Origin of the sequence: Anaeromonas gelatinilytica (assembly GCF_016820635.1) — a bacterium.
Taxonomy (GTDB): Bacteria; Bacillota; Clostridia; order Tissierellales; family SIT17; genus Anaeromonas; species Anaeromonas gelatinilytica.
Map to the genome: position 1 here is coordinate 108,518 of NZ_WSFU01000119.1, position 13,725 is coordinate 122,242.

Annotated in this window: 15 protein-coding genes; 2 read left to right on the forward strand and 13 right to left on the reverse strand. The window is 28.2% G+C overall.

Annotation, left to right across the window (positions count from 1 at the left end; translation table 11 throughout):
* Positions 1–19 precede the first annotated feature (19 nt).
* The 13 genes from GOQ29_RS10680 to GOQ29_RS10740 all read right to left on the reverse strand — a co-directional run bounded on the left by GOQ29_RS10680 (position 20) and on the right by GOQ29_RS10740 (position 10,946).
* On the reverse strand, positions 20–1,090 hold the full coding sequence (locus GOQ29_RS10680) for an elongator complex protein 3 (protein WP_203372640.1): 1,071 nt from the start codon (positions 1,088–1,090) through the stop codon (positions 20–22).
* Positions 1,090–1,803: a ribonuclease III gene (gene rnc / locus GOQ29_RS10685; protein WP_203372641.1), complete on the reverse strand. Its 714-nt coding sequence runs from the start codon at positions 1,801–1,803 to the stop codon at positions 1,090–1,092. The genes GOQ29_RS10680 and rnc overlap by 1 nt, the downstream gene beginning before the upstream one ends.
* Before the next feature lie 164 nt (positions 1,804–1,967).
* Complete coding sequence (gene fabF / locus GOQ29_RS10690) at positions 1,968–3,212, reverse strand: beta-ketoacyl-ACP synthase II (protein ID WP_203372642.1); 1,245 nt, start codon at positions 3,210–3,212, stop codon at positions 1,968–1,970.
* A gap of 65 nt (positions 3,213–3,277) precedes the next feature.
* A complete protein-coding gene (gene acpP / locus GOQ29_RS10695) occupies positions 3,278–3,505 on the reverse strand; it encodes an acyl carrier protein (protein WP_203372643.1) in 228 nt (75 codons plus the stop codon).
* Between the two features lie 21 nt (positions 3,506–3,526).
* Positions 3,527–4,270, reverse strand: coding sequence for a 3-oxoacyl-[acyl-carrier-protein] reductase (gene fabG, locus GOQ29_RS10700; RefSeq protein WP_203372644.1), 744 nt, complete (start codon positions 4,268–4,270; stop codon positions 3,527–3,529).
* 14 nt (positions 4,271–4,284) lie between these two features.
* Positions 4,285–5,220 (reverse strand): ACP S-malonyltransferase, encoded by a 936-nt coding sequence (gene fabD / locus GOQ29_RS10705; protein WP_203372645.1) that lies wholly within the window; start codon positions 5,218–5,220, stop codon positions 4,285–4,287.
* 21 nt (positions 5,221–5,241) lie between these two features.
* A complete protein-coding gene (fabK, locus tag GOQ29_RS10710) occupies positions 5,242–6,174 on the reverse strand; it encodes an enoyl-[acyl-carrier-protein] reductase FabK (protein ID WP_203372646.1) in 933 nt (310 codons plus the stop codon).
* Positions 6,175–6,196: 22 nt separating this feature from the next.
* Complete coding sequence (locus tag GOQ29_RS10715) at positions 6,197–7,189, reverse strand: beta-ketoacyl-ACP synthase III (RefSeq protein WP_203372647.1); 993 nt, start codon at positions 7,187–7,189, stop codon at positions 6,197–6,199.
* Positions 7,182–8,186 carry a phosphate acyltransferase PlsX gene (gene plsX / locus GOQ29_RS10720; protein WP_203372648.1) on the reverse strand — a complete coding sequence of 335 codons (1,005 nt, stop codon included), beginning with the start codon at positions 8,184–8,186 and terminating at the stop codon, positions 7,182–7,184. Before plsX ends, GOQ29_RS10715 begins: the two co-directional genes overlap by 8 nt.
* A gap of 4 nt (positions 8,187–8,190) precedes the next feature.
* Positions 8,191–8,754 carry a transcription factor FapR gene (gene fapR / locus GOQ29_RS10725; protein WP_484477080.1) on the reverse strand — a complete coding sequence of 188 codons (564 nt, stop codon included), beginning with the start codon at positions 8,752–8,754 and terminating at the stop codon, positions 8,191–8,193.
* Positions 8,755–8,943: 189 nt separating this feature from the next.
* A complete protein-coding gene (gene rpmF, locus GOQ29_RS10730; protein ID WP_203372649.1) occupies positions 8,944–9,123 on the reverse strand; it encodes a 50S ribosomal protein L32 in 180 nt (59 codons plus the stop codon).
* Positions 9,124–9,139: 16 nt separating this feature from the next.
* On the reverse strand, positions 9,140–9,643 hold the full coding sequence (locus GOQ29_RS10735; protein ID WP_203372650.1) for a YceD family protein: 504 nt from the start codon (positions 9,641–9,643) through the stop codon (positions 9,140–9,142).
* Between the two features lie 112 nt (positions 9,644–9,755).
* Complete coding sequence (locus GOQ29_RS10740; RefSeq protein WP_203372651.1) at positions 9,756–10,946, reverse strand: acetate/propionate family kinase; 1,191 nt, start codon at positions 10,944–10,946, stop codon at positions 9,756–9,758.
* Positions 10,947–11,131: 185 nt separating this feature from the next.
* Between GOQ29_RS10740 and GOQ29_RS10745 the strand changes: the two genes are divergently transcribed.
* Both GOQ29_RS10745 and ylbJ read left to right on the forward strand, forming a co-directional pair.
* Positions 11,132–12,352: a nucleotidyltransferase gene (locus GOQ29_RS10745; protein ID WP_203372652.1), complete on the forward strand. Its 1,221-nt coding sequence runs from the start codon at positions 11,132–11,134 to the stop codon at positions 12,350–12,352.
* A 91-nt stretch (positions 12,353–12,443) separates the two neighbouring features.
* Positions 12,444–13,715, forward strand: a complete 1,272-nt coding sequence (gene ylbJ / locus GOQ29_RS10750) for a sporulation integral membrane protein YlbJ (protein ID WP_203372653.1) — start codon at positions 12,444–12,446, stop codon at positions 13,713–13,715.
* Positions 13,716–13,725: the final 10 nt, after the last annotated feature.

Sequence of the window (13,725 nt, forward strand, 5' to 3'; positions counted from 1 at the left end):
CTCTTTTTTCCATAGAAAATTATATTAAATTATGTTCAGCTAAATATCTTTCTGTAAAATATTTCCTATTCAACTTATATTTATCAGTTCCATCATTTATTATTATTTCATCTCCACTATTTGTTCCTAAAATCTTTACTCTAAAATTTTGTTTAAGTTTCTTTAAATTCTCACCTTTAAACCCTACAAAATTTGAAACATACTTGTTATTTAAACTAACAATTAATTCCTTCGATTTAAATTTATTTTCATCAATAAACATTTCTAATACATCACTATATATCTTAGATTCAATAATCTGTCTAATTGCAGGATGAAATGGTCCTACTATAACATCTTTATTCAAGGATATATTATCAGTAGGCTGTAATCCTATTCGAATTACTGGTATATCATAATATTCAAAAAGCATTAAAATATCTTTAACATAATCTATAGTCTTATTAATAGTCAAAGGTTCATACTCTCCACTTTTATATAACTCTTCTAAATAAGTTTCTTTAACTACTAATGTAGGATAAATTCTTACTAAATTTGGACTAAGTTTAATAAACTCTTTTGCAGTAAATAATGATTTGAATTTTGTATCTCCTACAAGACCAACCATCATTTGTAACCCTAACTCAAAATCATTTTTCTTTATAAGATCTACAGCATGATAAACATCACTTATATCATGACCTCTATTACTCTTGATAAGTACATCATTATCCATAGATTGTACTCCTAATTCAATTATATCAACACTACAACCCTTTAAGTTTTCGATTATTTCACAATCGATATAATCCGGCCTAGTAGACAATCTGATTTTATGAATCTTTCCATTATCCTTATATCTCTTTGCTATACTTAAAAGTGATTTTTGAGTACTTATATCTAATCCTGTAAAGCTTCCGCCAAAAAAAGCTACTTCTTTTATAGAATCTTTTTGCATAGTATTCAAATTTTTTTCAATAATTTCAACAACTTCTTCCTCAGTAATCTCTGTATCTAATCCAGTAATTTTTCTCTGATTACAAAAAACACAATCATGAGGACAGCCTCTATGAGGTATAAAAATAGGTATTATATAATATTTTTTATTCATTATTTTTCAACTCTTTTCAAAGCTACTTTAGCTGCTGCTTGTTCAGCTTCTTTCTTGCTAGTTCCTTTACCCTTACCTAAAACTCTATTATCATTTAAAACTTCCACGAAAAAACTTTTATTATGATCAGGTCCCTCTTCTTTAATAACTTTATACTCAATAGGATATTTATTATCTTTTTGAATTAATTCTTGAAGTTCTGTTTTATAATCTAATAATAATTCACCATTTACAGCATCTTCAATAGTTTCCAATAAATTTCCCAATATAAATCTTCTTGAAACACTAATTCCACCATCTATATATATAGCTCCTATTATTGCTTCAAATGCATCAGATAATATACTCGTTCTAGTTCTACCACCAGTAGCTTCTTCCCCTTTTCCAAGTAATAAAAATTCTCCAATTTTTAGCTTTCTTGCACTCTCGGCTAATGATGCTTCACATACCACCAATGCACGAATTTTTGTGAGCTCTCCTTCCGGATAACTCTCATATTTATTAAATATATAATCACTAATGACTAAACCTAAAACCGAATCTCCTAAAAATTCTAATCTTTCATTATACTTTAAATCTCTTTTTTTATATTCATTAGCAAAAGAACTATGAGTTAATGCTCTATTTAGTAATTTAGTATCGTTAAATTTATAATTAATAATATTTTCAAACTCTACTAATTTATCTTTTATTTTTTTAGATAAATTTTTCATATAATCCCTCCAATCATATAGATATAATTGAAGATATTTTAAATATTAATCTAAAACATTTTCAAATATACCCTTCTATAGTTTACTATAATTAGCACTTATGATGCAAATTCTTTCAATTTAATTCTCATATTAATAAACAAAAGTCGACATTAAGCCGACTTCTACTTATCTGTATATCTTTTTAATAATATAGATGCATTATGTCCTCCAAATCCTAAAGAATTTGATAATGCATAATTAACTTCTTGATTAACAGCTGTATTAGGAACATAATTAAGATCACATTCTTCATCTTTATTAGTTAAATTTATAGTTGGTGGTATTATTCCATTCTTAATTGCTAATGCAGTTGCAATAGCCTCTATACCTCCAGCCGCGCCTAATAAATGACCCGTCATTGATTTAGTCGAACTTACTTTAACATTATATGATAAATCCTCAAATAAATTCTTTATTGCAATTGTTTCAAACTTATCATTATAATAAGTGGATGTACCATGAGCATTAATATAATCAACTTCAGATTTGTCTATATTTCCATCTTTAATTGCTAATTCCATAGCACGTTTCGCTCCACTTCCATCTTCCAAAGGAGTTGTTATATGATTTGCATCACATGTTGCTCCATATCCTACTACTTCGGCATATATATCAGCACCTCTTTTAAATGCATGTTCCAATGTTTCCATTACAAGTATACCAGAGCCTTCTCCCATTACAAAACCATCTCTGTCTTTATCAAAAGGTCTACTCGCCTTTTTAGGTTCATCATTATTAGTAGATAAAGCCTTCATAGACGAAAAACCTGCTAAGGCCATCGGTGTGATTGAAGCTTCTGTTCCTCCAGTTATTAAAACATCAGCATCTCCTCTCTGTAACACTTTAAATGCATCTCCTACAGCATTAGTTGATGATGCACAAGCAGTTACAACCGTTTCATTAGGTCCTTTAGCGTTAAATGTAATTGCTATTTGACCAGCAGCCATATTTCCTATCATCATTGGTATAAAGAAAGGACTTACCCTTTTTGGCCCTTTGCTCATTAACTTTTCTTTTTGTTTTTCAAAAGTATCTATACCTCCGATTCCAGAACCAAGTATTACTCCAAACCTATCATTATCTATCTCTTCAATATTCAATTTAGCATCATTTACAGCCAATTTTGAAGCCGATACTGCAAATTGAGTATATCTATCCATCCTCTTAGCTTCTTTTTTATCTATATAATTAACAGGATCAAAATCCTTAACTTCTGCAGCTATCTTTGTTGAATATTCTGAGACATCAAATCGAGATATGTGATCTATACCACTTTCACCATTTATTAAAGATTTCCAAAAATCATCTTTACCAATCCCTATAGGACTAATAACTCCAATTCCCGTTATAACTACTCTATTATTCATAATTTACCTCCTAAATAGAAGTTTTAATATTAAAGTCCCGTCATAGGCGGGACCTTAATGAAACATTATTTATGATCATTTATATAATCTACTGCATCCTTCACTTTAGAAATTTTCTCAGCATCCTCATCAGGTATTTCTATTTCAAATTCCTCTTCAATTGCCATTATAAGTTCAACCACATCTAATGAATCAGCATCTAAATCATCTTGAAAAGATGACTCTAATTTAATATCATCTTTTTCAACATCTAATTGTTCTGCTACAATATCCTTTAACTTTTCTAATACCATTTACTTACACCTCCTTTCAATTTATACAGATAATCCTCCATCAACTACTATAGTTTGACCAGTAATATATTGAGATAAATCACTGGATAAAAATAATACTGCATTTGCTACATCTAAAGCACTTCCAAATTTCCCTAAAGATATATTTTTAAGATATTCTTCTTTTATATCTTCATTTAAATTATCAGTCATTTCTGTTTGAATAAAACCTGGTGCTATAGCGTTTACTCTTATATTTTTCTTTCCTATTTCCTTAGATAATGACTTAGTAAAACCTATTATACCAGCTTTTGACGCAGCATAATTACATTGTCCAGGATTACCCGTTATACCAACTACAGAACTAATATTTATAATACTTCCACTTTTTTGTTTCATCATTTTTCTTATAATGGATTTACTTACATTAAAAGTTCCTTTAAGATTAACTTCTATAACATCATCCCATTCTTCCTCTTTCATTCTCATAATTAAATTATCTCTTGTTATTCCTGCATTATTAACTAATATATCAATTTTTTCGAATTTTTCATAGGCCTCTTTTATTAATTTTTTCGCCTCATCCATTTTTGATATATCTGCTTTTATTGCATATGCATTTCTACCCATATCTTTAATCATATCTACTACTTCTGTAGCCTTCTTTGCATTATTAGAATAATTTATGACAATATCAGCACCATTCTTAGCCAAAATAAGAGCAATCTCCTTACCAATTCCTCTTGAACCTCCAGTTATAATAGCATTTTTTCCATTAAGATTCATTTAAATCACCCCAATTAATTTATACTATCTATTGAATCTAAATCCTTAATATTTTCTATTTTTTTAATTTCAACTTTAATCTTATGCTTTCTTGAAATTTTCTTTATGAAAGTAGATAATGATTTCCCAGGACCAATTTCAATAAATCTTGTAACTCCATCATTCAACATTCTTTCAATTGACTGCTGCCAATAAACGGAATTATAAACTTGTTTTTTTAATAGTTCTTTAACATCTTCTTCAACAACATAATCTCCAGTAACATTAGATATAAGATCACAATTCATTGATTTTATATCTATATTTTTTAAATCATTCTCTAATTTATCCCCTGCCGGCTTTAATAAACTTGAATGAAAAGGAGCACTTACAGGTAATATTACTGATTTTTTTGCTCCATATTCTTTTGCTAATTTTGAAGCTTTTTCTACTACTCGTGCTTCACCAGATATAACTATTTGCCCAGGACAATTATAGTTTGCTACTTCTATTATACCTTCATTTTTTATATCATTTATTAATTTATTAGTATCTTCAATACTCATTTCGATTAAGGCAGCCATCTTTCCTTCACCTGCAGGCACAGTTTCCTGCATATATTTACCTCTACTCTTAACTAATTTCACTGCATCTTCAAAGTCTATTGCCTCAGTATATACTAATGCTGTATACTCTCCCAAACTTAATCCTGCAGTAACTTCTGCTTTTAATCCTTTATCCTCTAATACCTTCAATATAGCATAAGATGTAGTTAAAATAGCAGGTTGTGTTATCTCAGTCAATGAAAGTTCTTCCATTGGACCATCAAAACATAATTCTTTCATATTTATTCCTAATATCTTTTCTGATTTATCAAATATGTTTTTTGCAATCGGATAATTGTCATAAAAATCCTTTCCCATTCCAACATACTGAGAACCTTGACCTGGAAATACAAAAGCTGTTTTCATAAATATTCTCCTTTCGCTAATTTAACATAAATTCTTTCTTACATCATTAGCTTCATTTATTATATCATCTATTATTTTTTTACAAGTTTTTATATCTTTTATTAATCCACTACTTTGTCCAGCCATTACTGAACCATTTTCAATATCTCCATCAATAACAGCTCTTTTAAGAGCACCTACCGTCAAATTTTCTATTTCTTCTTTATTAGATTTATCTTTTTCAAGAAGTGTTATTTGTTTTGATAATTTATTCTTAATTATTCTTACTGGATGACCTGTACTTCTACCTGTAACTATGGCATCTCTATCTTTAGCATTCACTATTTTTTCTTTATATCTATCATGAACAACACACTCTTCTGAACAAACAAATCTAGTACCTATCTGTACTCCTTCAGCTCCTAAAGATGATGCTGCTATGTATCCTCTTCCATCTGCAATACCCCCAGCCGCAATAACCGGAATATCAATTTTATCTACAATTTGAGGTACAAGAACAAAAGTTGTAAGCTCCCCAACATGTCCTCCCGCTTCAGTTCCTTCAACTATTATAGCATCTGCTCCTACTTTTTCCATTCTCTTTGCTAATGCTACTGATGGAACCACAGGAATAACTTTTGTGCCTACTTCCTTTAATTTAGTAATATACTTGCCCGGATTTCCAGCTCCAGTAGTAACAACATTAACTTTTTCTTCATAAAGCATTTCCATTATATCATCTACAAAAGGTGACATAAGCATTACATTAACACCGAATGGCTTTTTAGTAGTTCTTTTAACTTTTCTAATCTCTTTTCTTATTATATCTGCTGGAGCACTACCACATCCTATAATTCCTAATCCACCTGCTTCTGATACAGCAGCTGCTAATTCTGCAGTAGCTACCCAAGCCATACCCCCTTGTATTATGGGATATTTTATATTTAACATTTCAGTTAATCTTGTATTAAACATAAAAAACCTCCTAAACGCTAGATTACCACTTTATTAAAGTAGCACCCCAAGTTAATCCTCCACCAAAACCAACTAATAAAACATTATCATTCTCCTTTATTTTACCATCTCTAACAGCTTCATCTAAAGCTACAGGAATTGATGACGAAGACATATTCCCATACTTATCTAAATTTAAACACACTTTATCTGAATCTATCTTTAGCCTTTTAGATGCAGATTCAATAATCCTCATATTAGCTTGATGAGGTATCAAATAATTAATATCATCTATATTCATACCAACCTTTCTCATAACTTTCCTGGAAGAATCAACCATTATTTTAACCGCAAATTTAAAAACAGAATTACCTTCCATTTTTATATAATGTAATTTATTTTTCACTGTATCAATACTTGCTGGTTTAAGAGAACCTCCTGCTGGTTGAGTTAACAATTCTCCACCTCCACCATCAGCACCAATATCAATAGAAAGTAATCCCCTTCCATCTTTAACTTTCGACAACACCGCTGCGCCTGCACCATCACCAAAAAGAACACAAGTATTTCTATCTTCCCAGTCCGTGATTTTTGATAAACTATCAGCACTTATTATTAGAATATTTTCATATAATCCTGATTTAATAAAAGAATATCCTACAGATAAGCCATATATAAATCCAGTACAAGCTGCTTCTAAATCAAAAGCTGCAGCATTCTTAAGCCCTAATTTTTCTTGTACAATACATGCTGTTGAAGGAAATGCCATATCTGGAGTTACAGTCGTAACTATTATCATATCTATATCTTCTCTATTTAATCCTGAAGACTCTATTGCCTTTTTCGCTGCTTTTTCTGCCATATATGATGTAGATTTATCTTTATCTAAAATTCTTCTTTCTTTTATACCAGTTCTAGAAGTTATCCATTCATCAGAAGTATCTACAATTTTTTCTAAATCCTTATTAGTAAGTATTTTATCAGGAACATAACTACCAGTGCCAATAATTCCAACGCCAAAATTAGTATTATCCATTGTCACCCTCCATATTTATAATTTCATTACGAATTATTTCTATCACATTATTATTAGTAAACTTAATTGCTTGTCTAATTGCATTTTTGATGGCTTTTTCATCAGAGCTACCATGGGCTTTTATCACTCCTCCTTTTACACCTAAAAGCAATGCCCCACCGTGCTCAGTATAATCCATTTTCTTTTTGAAATTCTTTAATCCCGATTTTAATAACAAAGCCCCAATTTTTGTCTTCAAACTTTTCATAAATTCACTTTTTAAAGATGAAAAAATTGAAGTTGCTAACCCCTCTGTTAATTTTAAAATCGTATTTCCTACAAAACCATCACACACTAATACATCACATTTACCCTCTGGAATATCTCTAACTTCAAGATTTCCATAAAAATTAATATTAGTATTTCTAAGTAAATCAAAAGATTCCTTAGTTAATTCATTACCCTTACCTTCTTCAACACCTATATTTACTAACCCAACTTTTGGATTCTTAATATTTAATACCTTTTCTACATATATTGAACCCATTATTCCAAATTGTTGTAAATTTTTAGGTTTACAATCCACATTAGCTCCAGCATCTATAAGCAATGATATTCCTTTTTCAGTAGGATATACTGGTGATAATGCAGGTCTATCAATTCCCTTAATTCTACCTACAATAAATAATCCACCGCTTAATAATGCTCCTGTATTACCTGCAGATACTACCGCATCAGCCTCTTTATCTTTCACTAATTTTAATGCTTTAACCATAGAAGAATTTTTTTTCTTTCTAATTGCAACTACTGGTTTGTCTTCATTTGCAATAACTTCACTAGCATTTATAACTTCTATTTTATTTGCATCAAATTCATATTTATTTAATTCATCATTAATAAGATCTTCTTTCCCTACAAGAATAATATTTACTCCAAATTCCTTTACTGCATCTATACTGCCTTTTACAGTTACTCTAGGTCCTCCATCACCACTCATGGCATCAATCGCTATTTTCATACTATCACTCCTTATCCATAGATACTAAAATAAATTTTCCTCTAAAAACTTGCTTTTGAGATTCATAAATAAATACATGAACAAAATATTTATTCCCTCTTTGTCTTACAACTTCAGCTTTAGCTATTAATTTATTTCCTGACTTAATAGGAGTTTGATATTTTATATTAGCTACTCCTGTTAAAGCCACTTCAGCATCTATGACCGCCATAGCTATTGATTCAGCCTGAGCAAATATATGATGTCCTCTTATAACATTAGTTTTTTCAAAGGCCATATCTTCTGTTGTTTCTAATATTGATATTCCTGACTTTCCTAACTCTAAGTCAATTAACTCTCCTACAATTTCTTTGCCACCTAAAGATCTAACTTTAGAATGATTTTTTTCAGCAACATTTTTTACTCTCTCCCTGAGCTCTGGAATTCCAAGTTCTAACCTATCCAATCTTATGGTCTGAATACTTACATTGAATATATTAGTAAGTTCTTCATCCGTAAAAAAGGGATCATTTGATAACTTTTTCTTTAATTCCTTTTGTCTCTCTGCTTTAGACATTCGTTTTTTCACATTATCACCTCAAGTTAAAACTTGAAATTAGTACCTGTTACTAATAGTAAGTATATATTATTACTATTTATTTTTCAAGTACTAATTTCATTTTATATATATTATAATGCATCTAAACATTTAAAATTACATAAGTATATTATATCAAATATTTCTATAAAAAAAAGATAGTGCAATTACACTATCTTTTTAGTTAACTTCCTTAACCTCTTTATTTTTGTAGTAACCACAAGAAGGACATACTCTATGTGGTAATTTTGGTTCATGGCATTGTGGGCATTCCATTATATTTGGTTTTACTGCTTTAGAATTTGCTGATCTTCTTTTATCTCTTCTTGATTTTGATGTTTTACGCTTCGGTACTGCCATTAAAAACACCTCCTTATTAATCCATTAATTCTTTCAGTTTAGCCAACCGAGGATCAATATTATCATCTTCACAATTGCATTGACCTTCATTTAAATCATTTCCACATTGTGGACATATTCCTTTGCAATTTTCATCACAAATGGTCTTCATTGGTATAGAAAGTAATATTGAAGATATAATTGGTTTAGTTAAGTCTATAGTATATTCAGATGCTTTGATAATTTCCTCATCAAACGGAATTTCCTCATCTTCTTCAATTTGAATTCTATATTGAAGATTAGCTTCTTCCTCTACAATAAGTTCTTTTAAACATCTAGAACAATTAGTCTCAAACTCAAAATAAACTTTAGCTTCTAAATAAATGCCATCATCAGTATTATAAATACCTCCATTTATTTTTATAGGTTTAGTTAATTTAATATTATTTTCCTCAGTTTCAATCTCATTAATTTCAATTGTACTATCAAGATTAATCTGATAATACTTTCCAACTATAAGATTAGATAGGTCAATCTTCATATTATTCACCTCTTATCGTGACTAAACTTTATTATATTAACTAATAATATTTTTGTCAAGTTTTTTTGTTGACAGACCCGTAAAAATACATATTACAATTTATTATTTTTCCTTATATTAAATTTTTAGTATCTCTAGCAATCATTAATTCTTCATTCGTAGGTATAAGAAGAACTTTAACTTTTGAATCTGAACTACTTATTACAGTTTCTTTTCCTCTTACATTATTATTATCATCATCAATTTCTACACCCATAAAATCTAATCCTTTGCAAATTGACTTTCTTGTTTCTGGTGCATTCTCACCTAAACCAGCAGTAAATACAATGACATCAACTCCACCCATAATAGCTGCATATGCACCAATATATTTTTTAACTCTACTTTTAAATTTATCTAAAGCCAATTGAGCTCTTTCATTTCCTTGAGAAGCAGCATCTTCTATATCTCTAAAGTCACTACTTACTCCTGATATTCCTAAAACACCCGATTTTTTATTCAATAAGTTATTTACTTCATCAATACTCATATTCTCTTTTTCCATTATATATGAAATAATAGCTGGATCCATGTCACCACTTCTAGTCCCCATTACTAAACCTTCTAATGGAGTAAATCCCATACTAGTATCAATAGATTTTCCATTTTTTACAGCAGATAGACTAGCTCCATTTCCTAAATGACATGTTACTATCTTTAAACCTTCTAAATCCTTATCTAACATATCTGCTGCCTTTTGTGACACATATTTATGAGACGTACCATGGAAACCATATCTTCTAATACCATATTTTTCATATAATTCATAAGGAAGAGCATAAATATATGTAGACCTTTCCATACTTTGATGAAATGCAGTATCAAACACAGCCACCATTGGAGTATTTGGCATTAATTCTTGACACGCTTTTATCCCCATAATATTTGGTGGATTATGTAATGGTGCTATATCTGAACATTCATCAATAGTTTTTAACACTTCATCACCTATTATTACAGAATCTGAAAATTTTTCTCCTCCATGTACAACTCTATGTCCTACAGCACTAATCTCATCCATAGATTTAATAGCCCCATGATTTTCATTTACCAACGCTTCTAGAACTAATCCTATAGCCTTTTTATGATCATCCATCGGTTGCTCTATTAACACTTCTTCTTTTCCCGTAGATTTATGCTTTATTCTAGAACCTTCAATTCCTATTCTTTCTGCTAAACCCTTTGCCAATACTTCTTCATTTGTCATATCAATTAACTGATATTTAAGTGAAGAACTACCACAATTAACTACTAATATTTTCATTTTCATCCTCCTAGCTACATATTCTAACATATTAATGTTATTATAATTCCTTTAAAAAATCAACTATATATACTATATCAAATTAAAAAAACATATAATTTCTTATTATAATTTGATTATTAAATATAATACTATGTATAATATTATTAACAATTATTACTTTTTAAAATATTAGGAGGTTATATATGAATATTGTAGGATTAATTACAGAATATAATCCTTTCCATAATGGCCATAAATATCATTTAAAACAATCCAAACATGAAACAAAATGTGATTATAGTATTTCTATAATGAGCGGAAATTTTGTTCAAAGAGGAGAACCTGCTATTATTGATAAATGGCATAGAGCAAAAATGGCAATAGATTCAGGAGTAGATTTAGTATTAGAGTTACCTACTATTTATTCAACTATGAGTGCAGAATTTTTTGCCTATGGAGCAGTAAGATTATTAAATGAATTAAATGTTGTAGATTTTATTTCTTTTGGAAGTGAAACCAATAATATAAAATCTTTTGATAAAATTGCTAATATATTAATTAATGAAACTCCTATTTTCAAAGATACTATAAAATATCATTTGAACAAAGGATTATCTTACCCTAAAGCTCGAGCTAAAACATTAAAGAAAATACTTAATGATACTAAAATAATAAATATCCTAAATAATCCAAATAATATATTAGCCATAGAATATATGAAAGCTTTAAAAATTCTAAATAGTTCAATAAAACCTCATTCAGTTCAAAGAATAGGTGCAGGATATCATGATATTAATTTAAGTGAAAATATATCCAGTGCTACAGGAATACGTAATTCATTATTAAAAAATAATATTCTAACACAAGATTTAATTAATAATTTACCTAAATCTAGCAGAAAATATATAAATGAATATCTTAAAAAATATAGTAATTTTAATACCTTAGCTAATTATAATGATATATTATTATATAAACTACGTACTATAAATCCTAAAACTATGAAAAAATTTTTTGATATTGAAGATGGATTAGAAAATCGAATTATAGAAGAAGCTAACAAATCTGATAATATTATTTCTATTATCAATTCAGTTAAAACAAAAAGATATGCTTATACACGATTACAACGAATTCTTATACATATTCTATTAGATATAAAGTTTGAAAAAGAACATATATTAAACTTCCCACTTTATGCTAGAATATTAGGGGCTAATTCAAAAGGATTTAAAATATTAAATGAAATAAAAAACAACTCAAATATTTCTATAATCAATAAAGTAGCCCATTACAAAAAGAAAAATCCTATTTTTTATTTAGATATACAAGCTTCAAACATCTATTTTTTAGGAACAAAAAATACCACTAAAATAAAAAATAACTTTGATTATCATATATCTCCTTATATAAAAACTATCTAAGAATTAATTCTTAGATAGTTTTTATATGTAGTATAACATAATAAAAAGTACAATTAAATATAATATATTAGAACATATACGGAGGTCTATAATGAATTATATATTATATTTGATTTTATTTATTATACTCATCATTTTAATAAAAAAACTAGTAAAATATAAACTTAATATTAAAGGATTAATATTTCCAATTCTTTTTCTATTTTTAATGACATTAATAATATTAAATCCTAAAAATTCTCTAAATGCAGCTTTGATTGGTGTAGATATTTGGTTTTTTACAGTATTACCTTCTCTCCTTCCTTTTTTTATACTTTCTGAAATAACAATTAGATTAGGAATAGTAAAATTTATAGGATCTTTAATGAGTCCATTTATGCTTCCAATTTTTAACGTACCAGGAGAAGGTGCTTTTATATTTACTATGAGTATAACATCTGGATATCCTATAGGTGCAAAATTAATTTCAAGACTTAGATTGGAAAATAAAATCACACAAACTGAAGCTCAAAGATTAGCTTCTTTTTGTTCCACCTCAGGACCTTTATTTATGATTGGTGCAGTAGCAATTGGTATGTTTAATGATGAAAGTTTAGGCTTTATAATTGCCTTATCTCACTATTTAGGAGCTATAACCGTTGGATTATTATTTAGATTTTTTAAATATAAAAATAATTCATTTTTTCAAAATTATAGATATAAAAAAATGGTAAAAGCATCTTATAATGAATTAATTGAAAAAAAGAATATTGGTTCTATTATGTCTAAATCCGTTGAGAATGCTATGAATACAATTCTAGTTGTAGGTGGATTTATAATATTTTATTCTGTTTTTATTGAAGTTTTTAATTCATTGAATTTTATACCTTTAACAAATATTTTTTTATCTAACATAGGACTTAATATAGATGTAAATATTATTAAAGGTTTTGTCTTTGGACTCATTGAAATTACAAATGGTTGTAAAATACTATCTGAATCCTTTACTAATAATAATCTATTAGTAATTAGTTTAGTAAGTATATTAATCGGATGGAGTGGTCTATCTATTCATAGTCAATCAATAACCTTTTTTTCTAAGACAGATATTAATAATAAAATATACTTATTTTCTAAAATTCTTCATGGTATATTTTCAGGTATAATTACAATAATATTATATAAAATACCAATTATAAAATCTGTTAATGTATTTAATCAATCTATTTCAAAAAAAACAAATAATTATTACTTTAGAAATTTCTTTGATACTTTTTATATTTCTTTTAAATTAATCTTATTTATTATTCTACTACTTTTAATTTTATCTATTATCTCAAAAATACTTTATGATATCTATAAATATATTATAAAAAGGACCTAAATAAATAGGT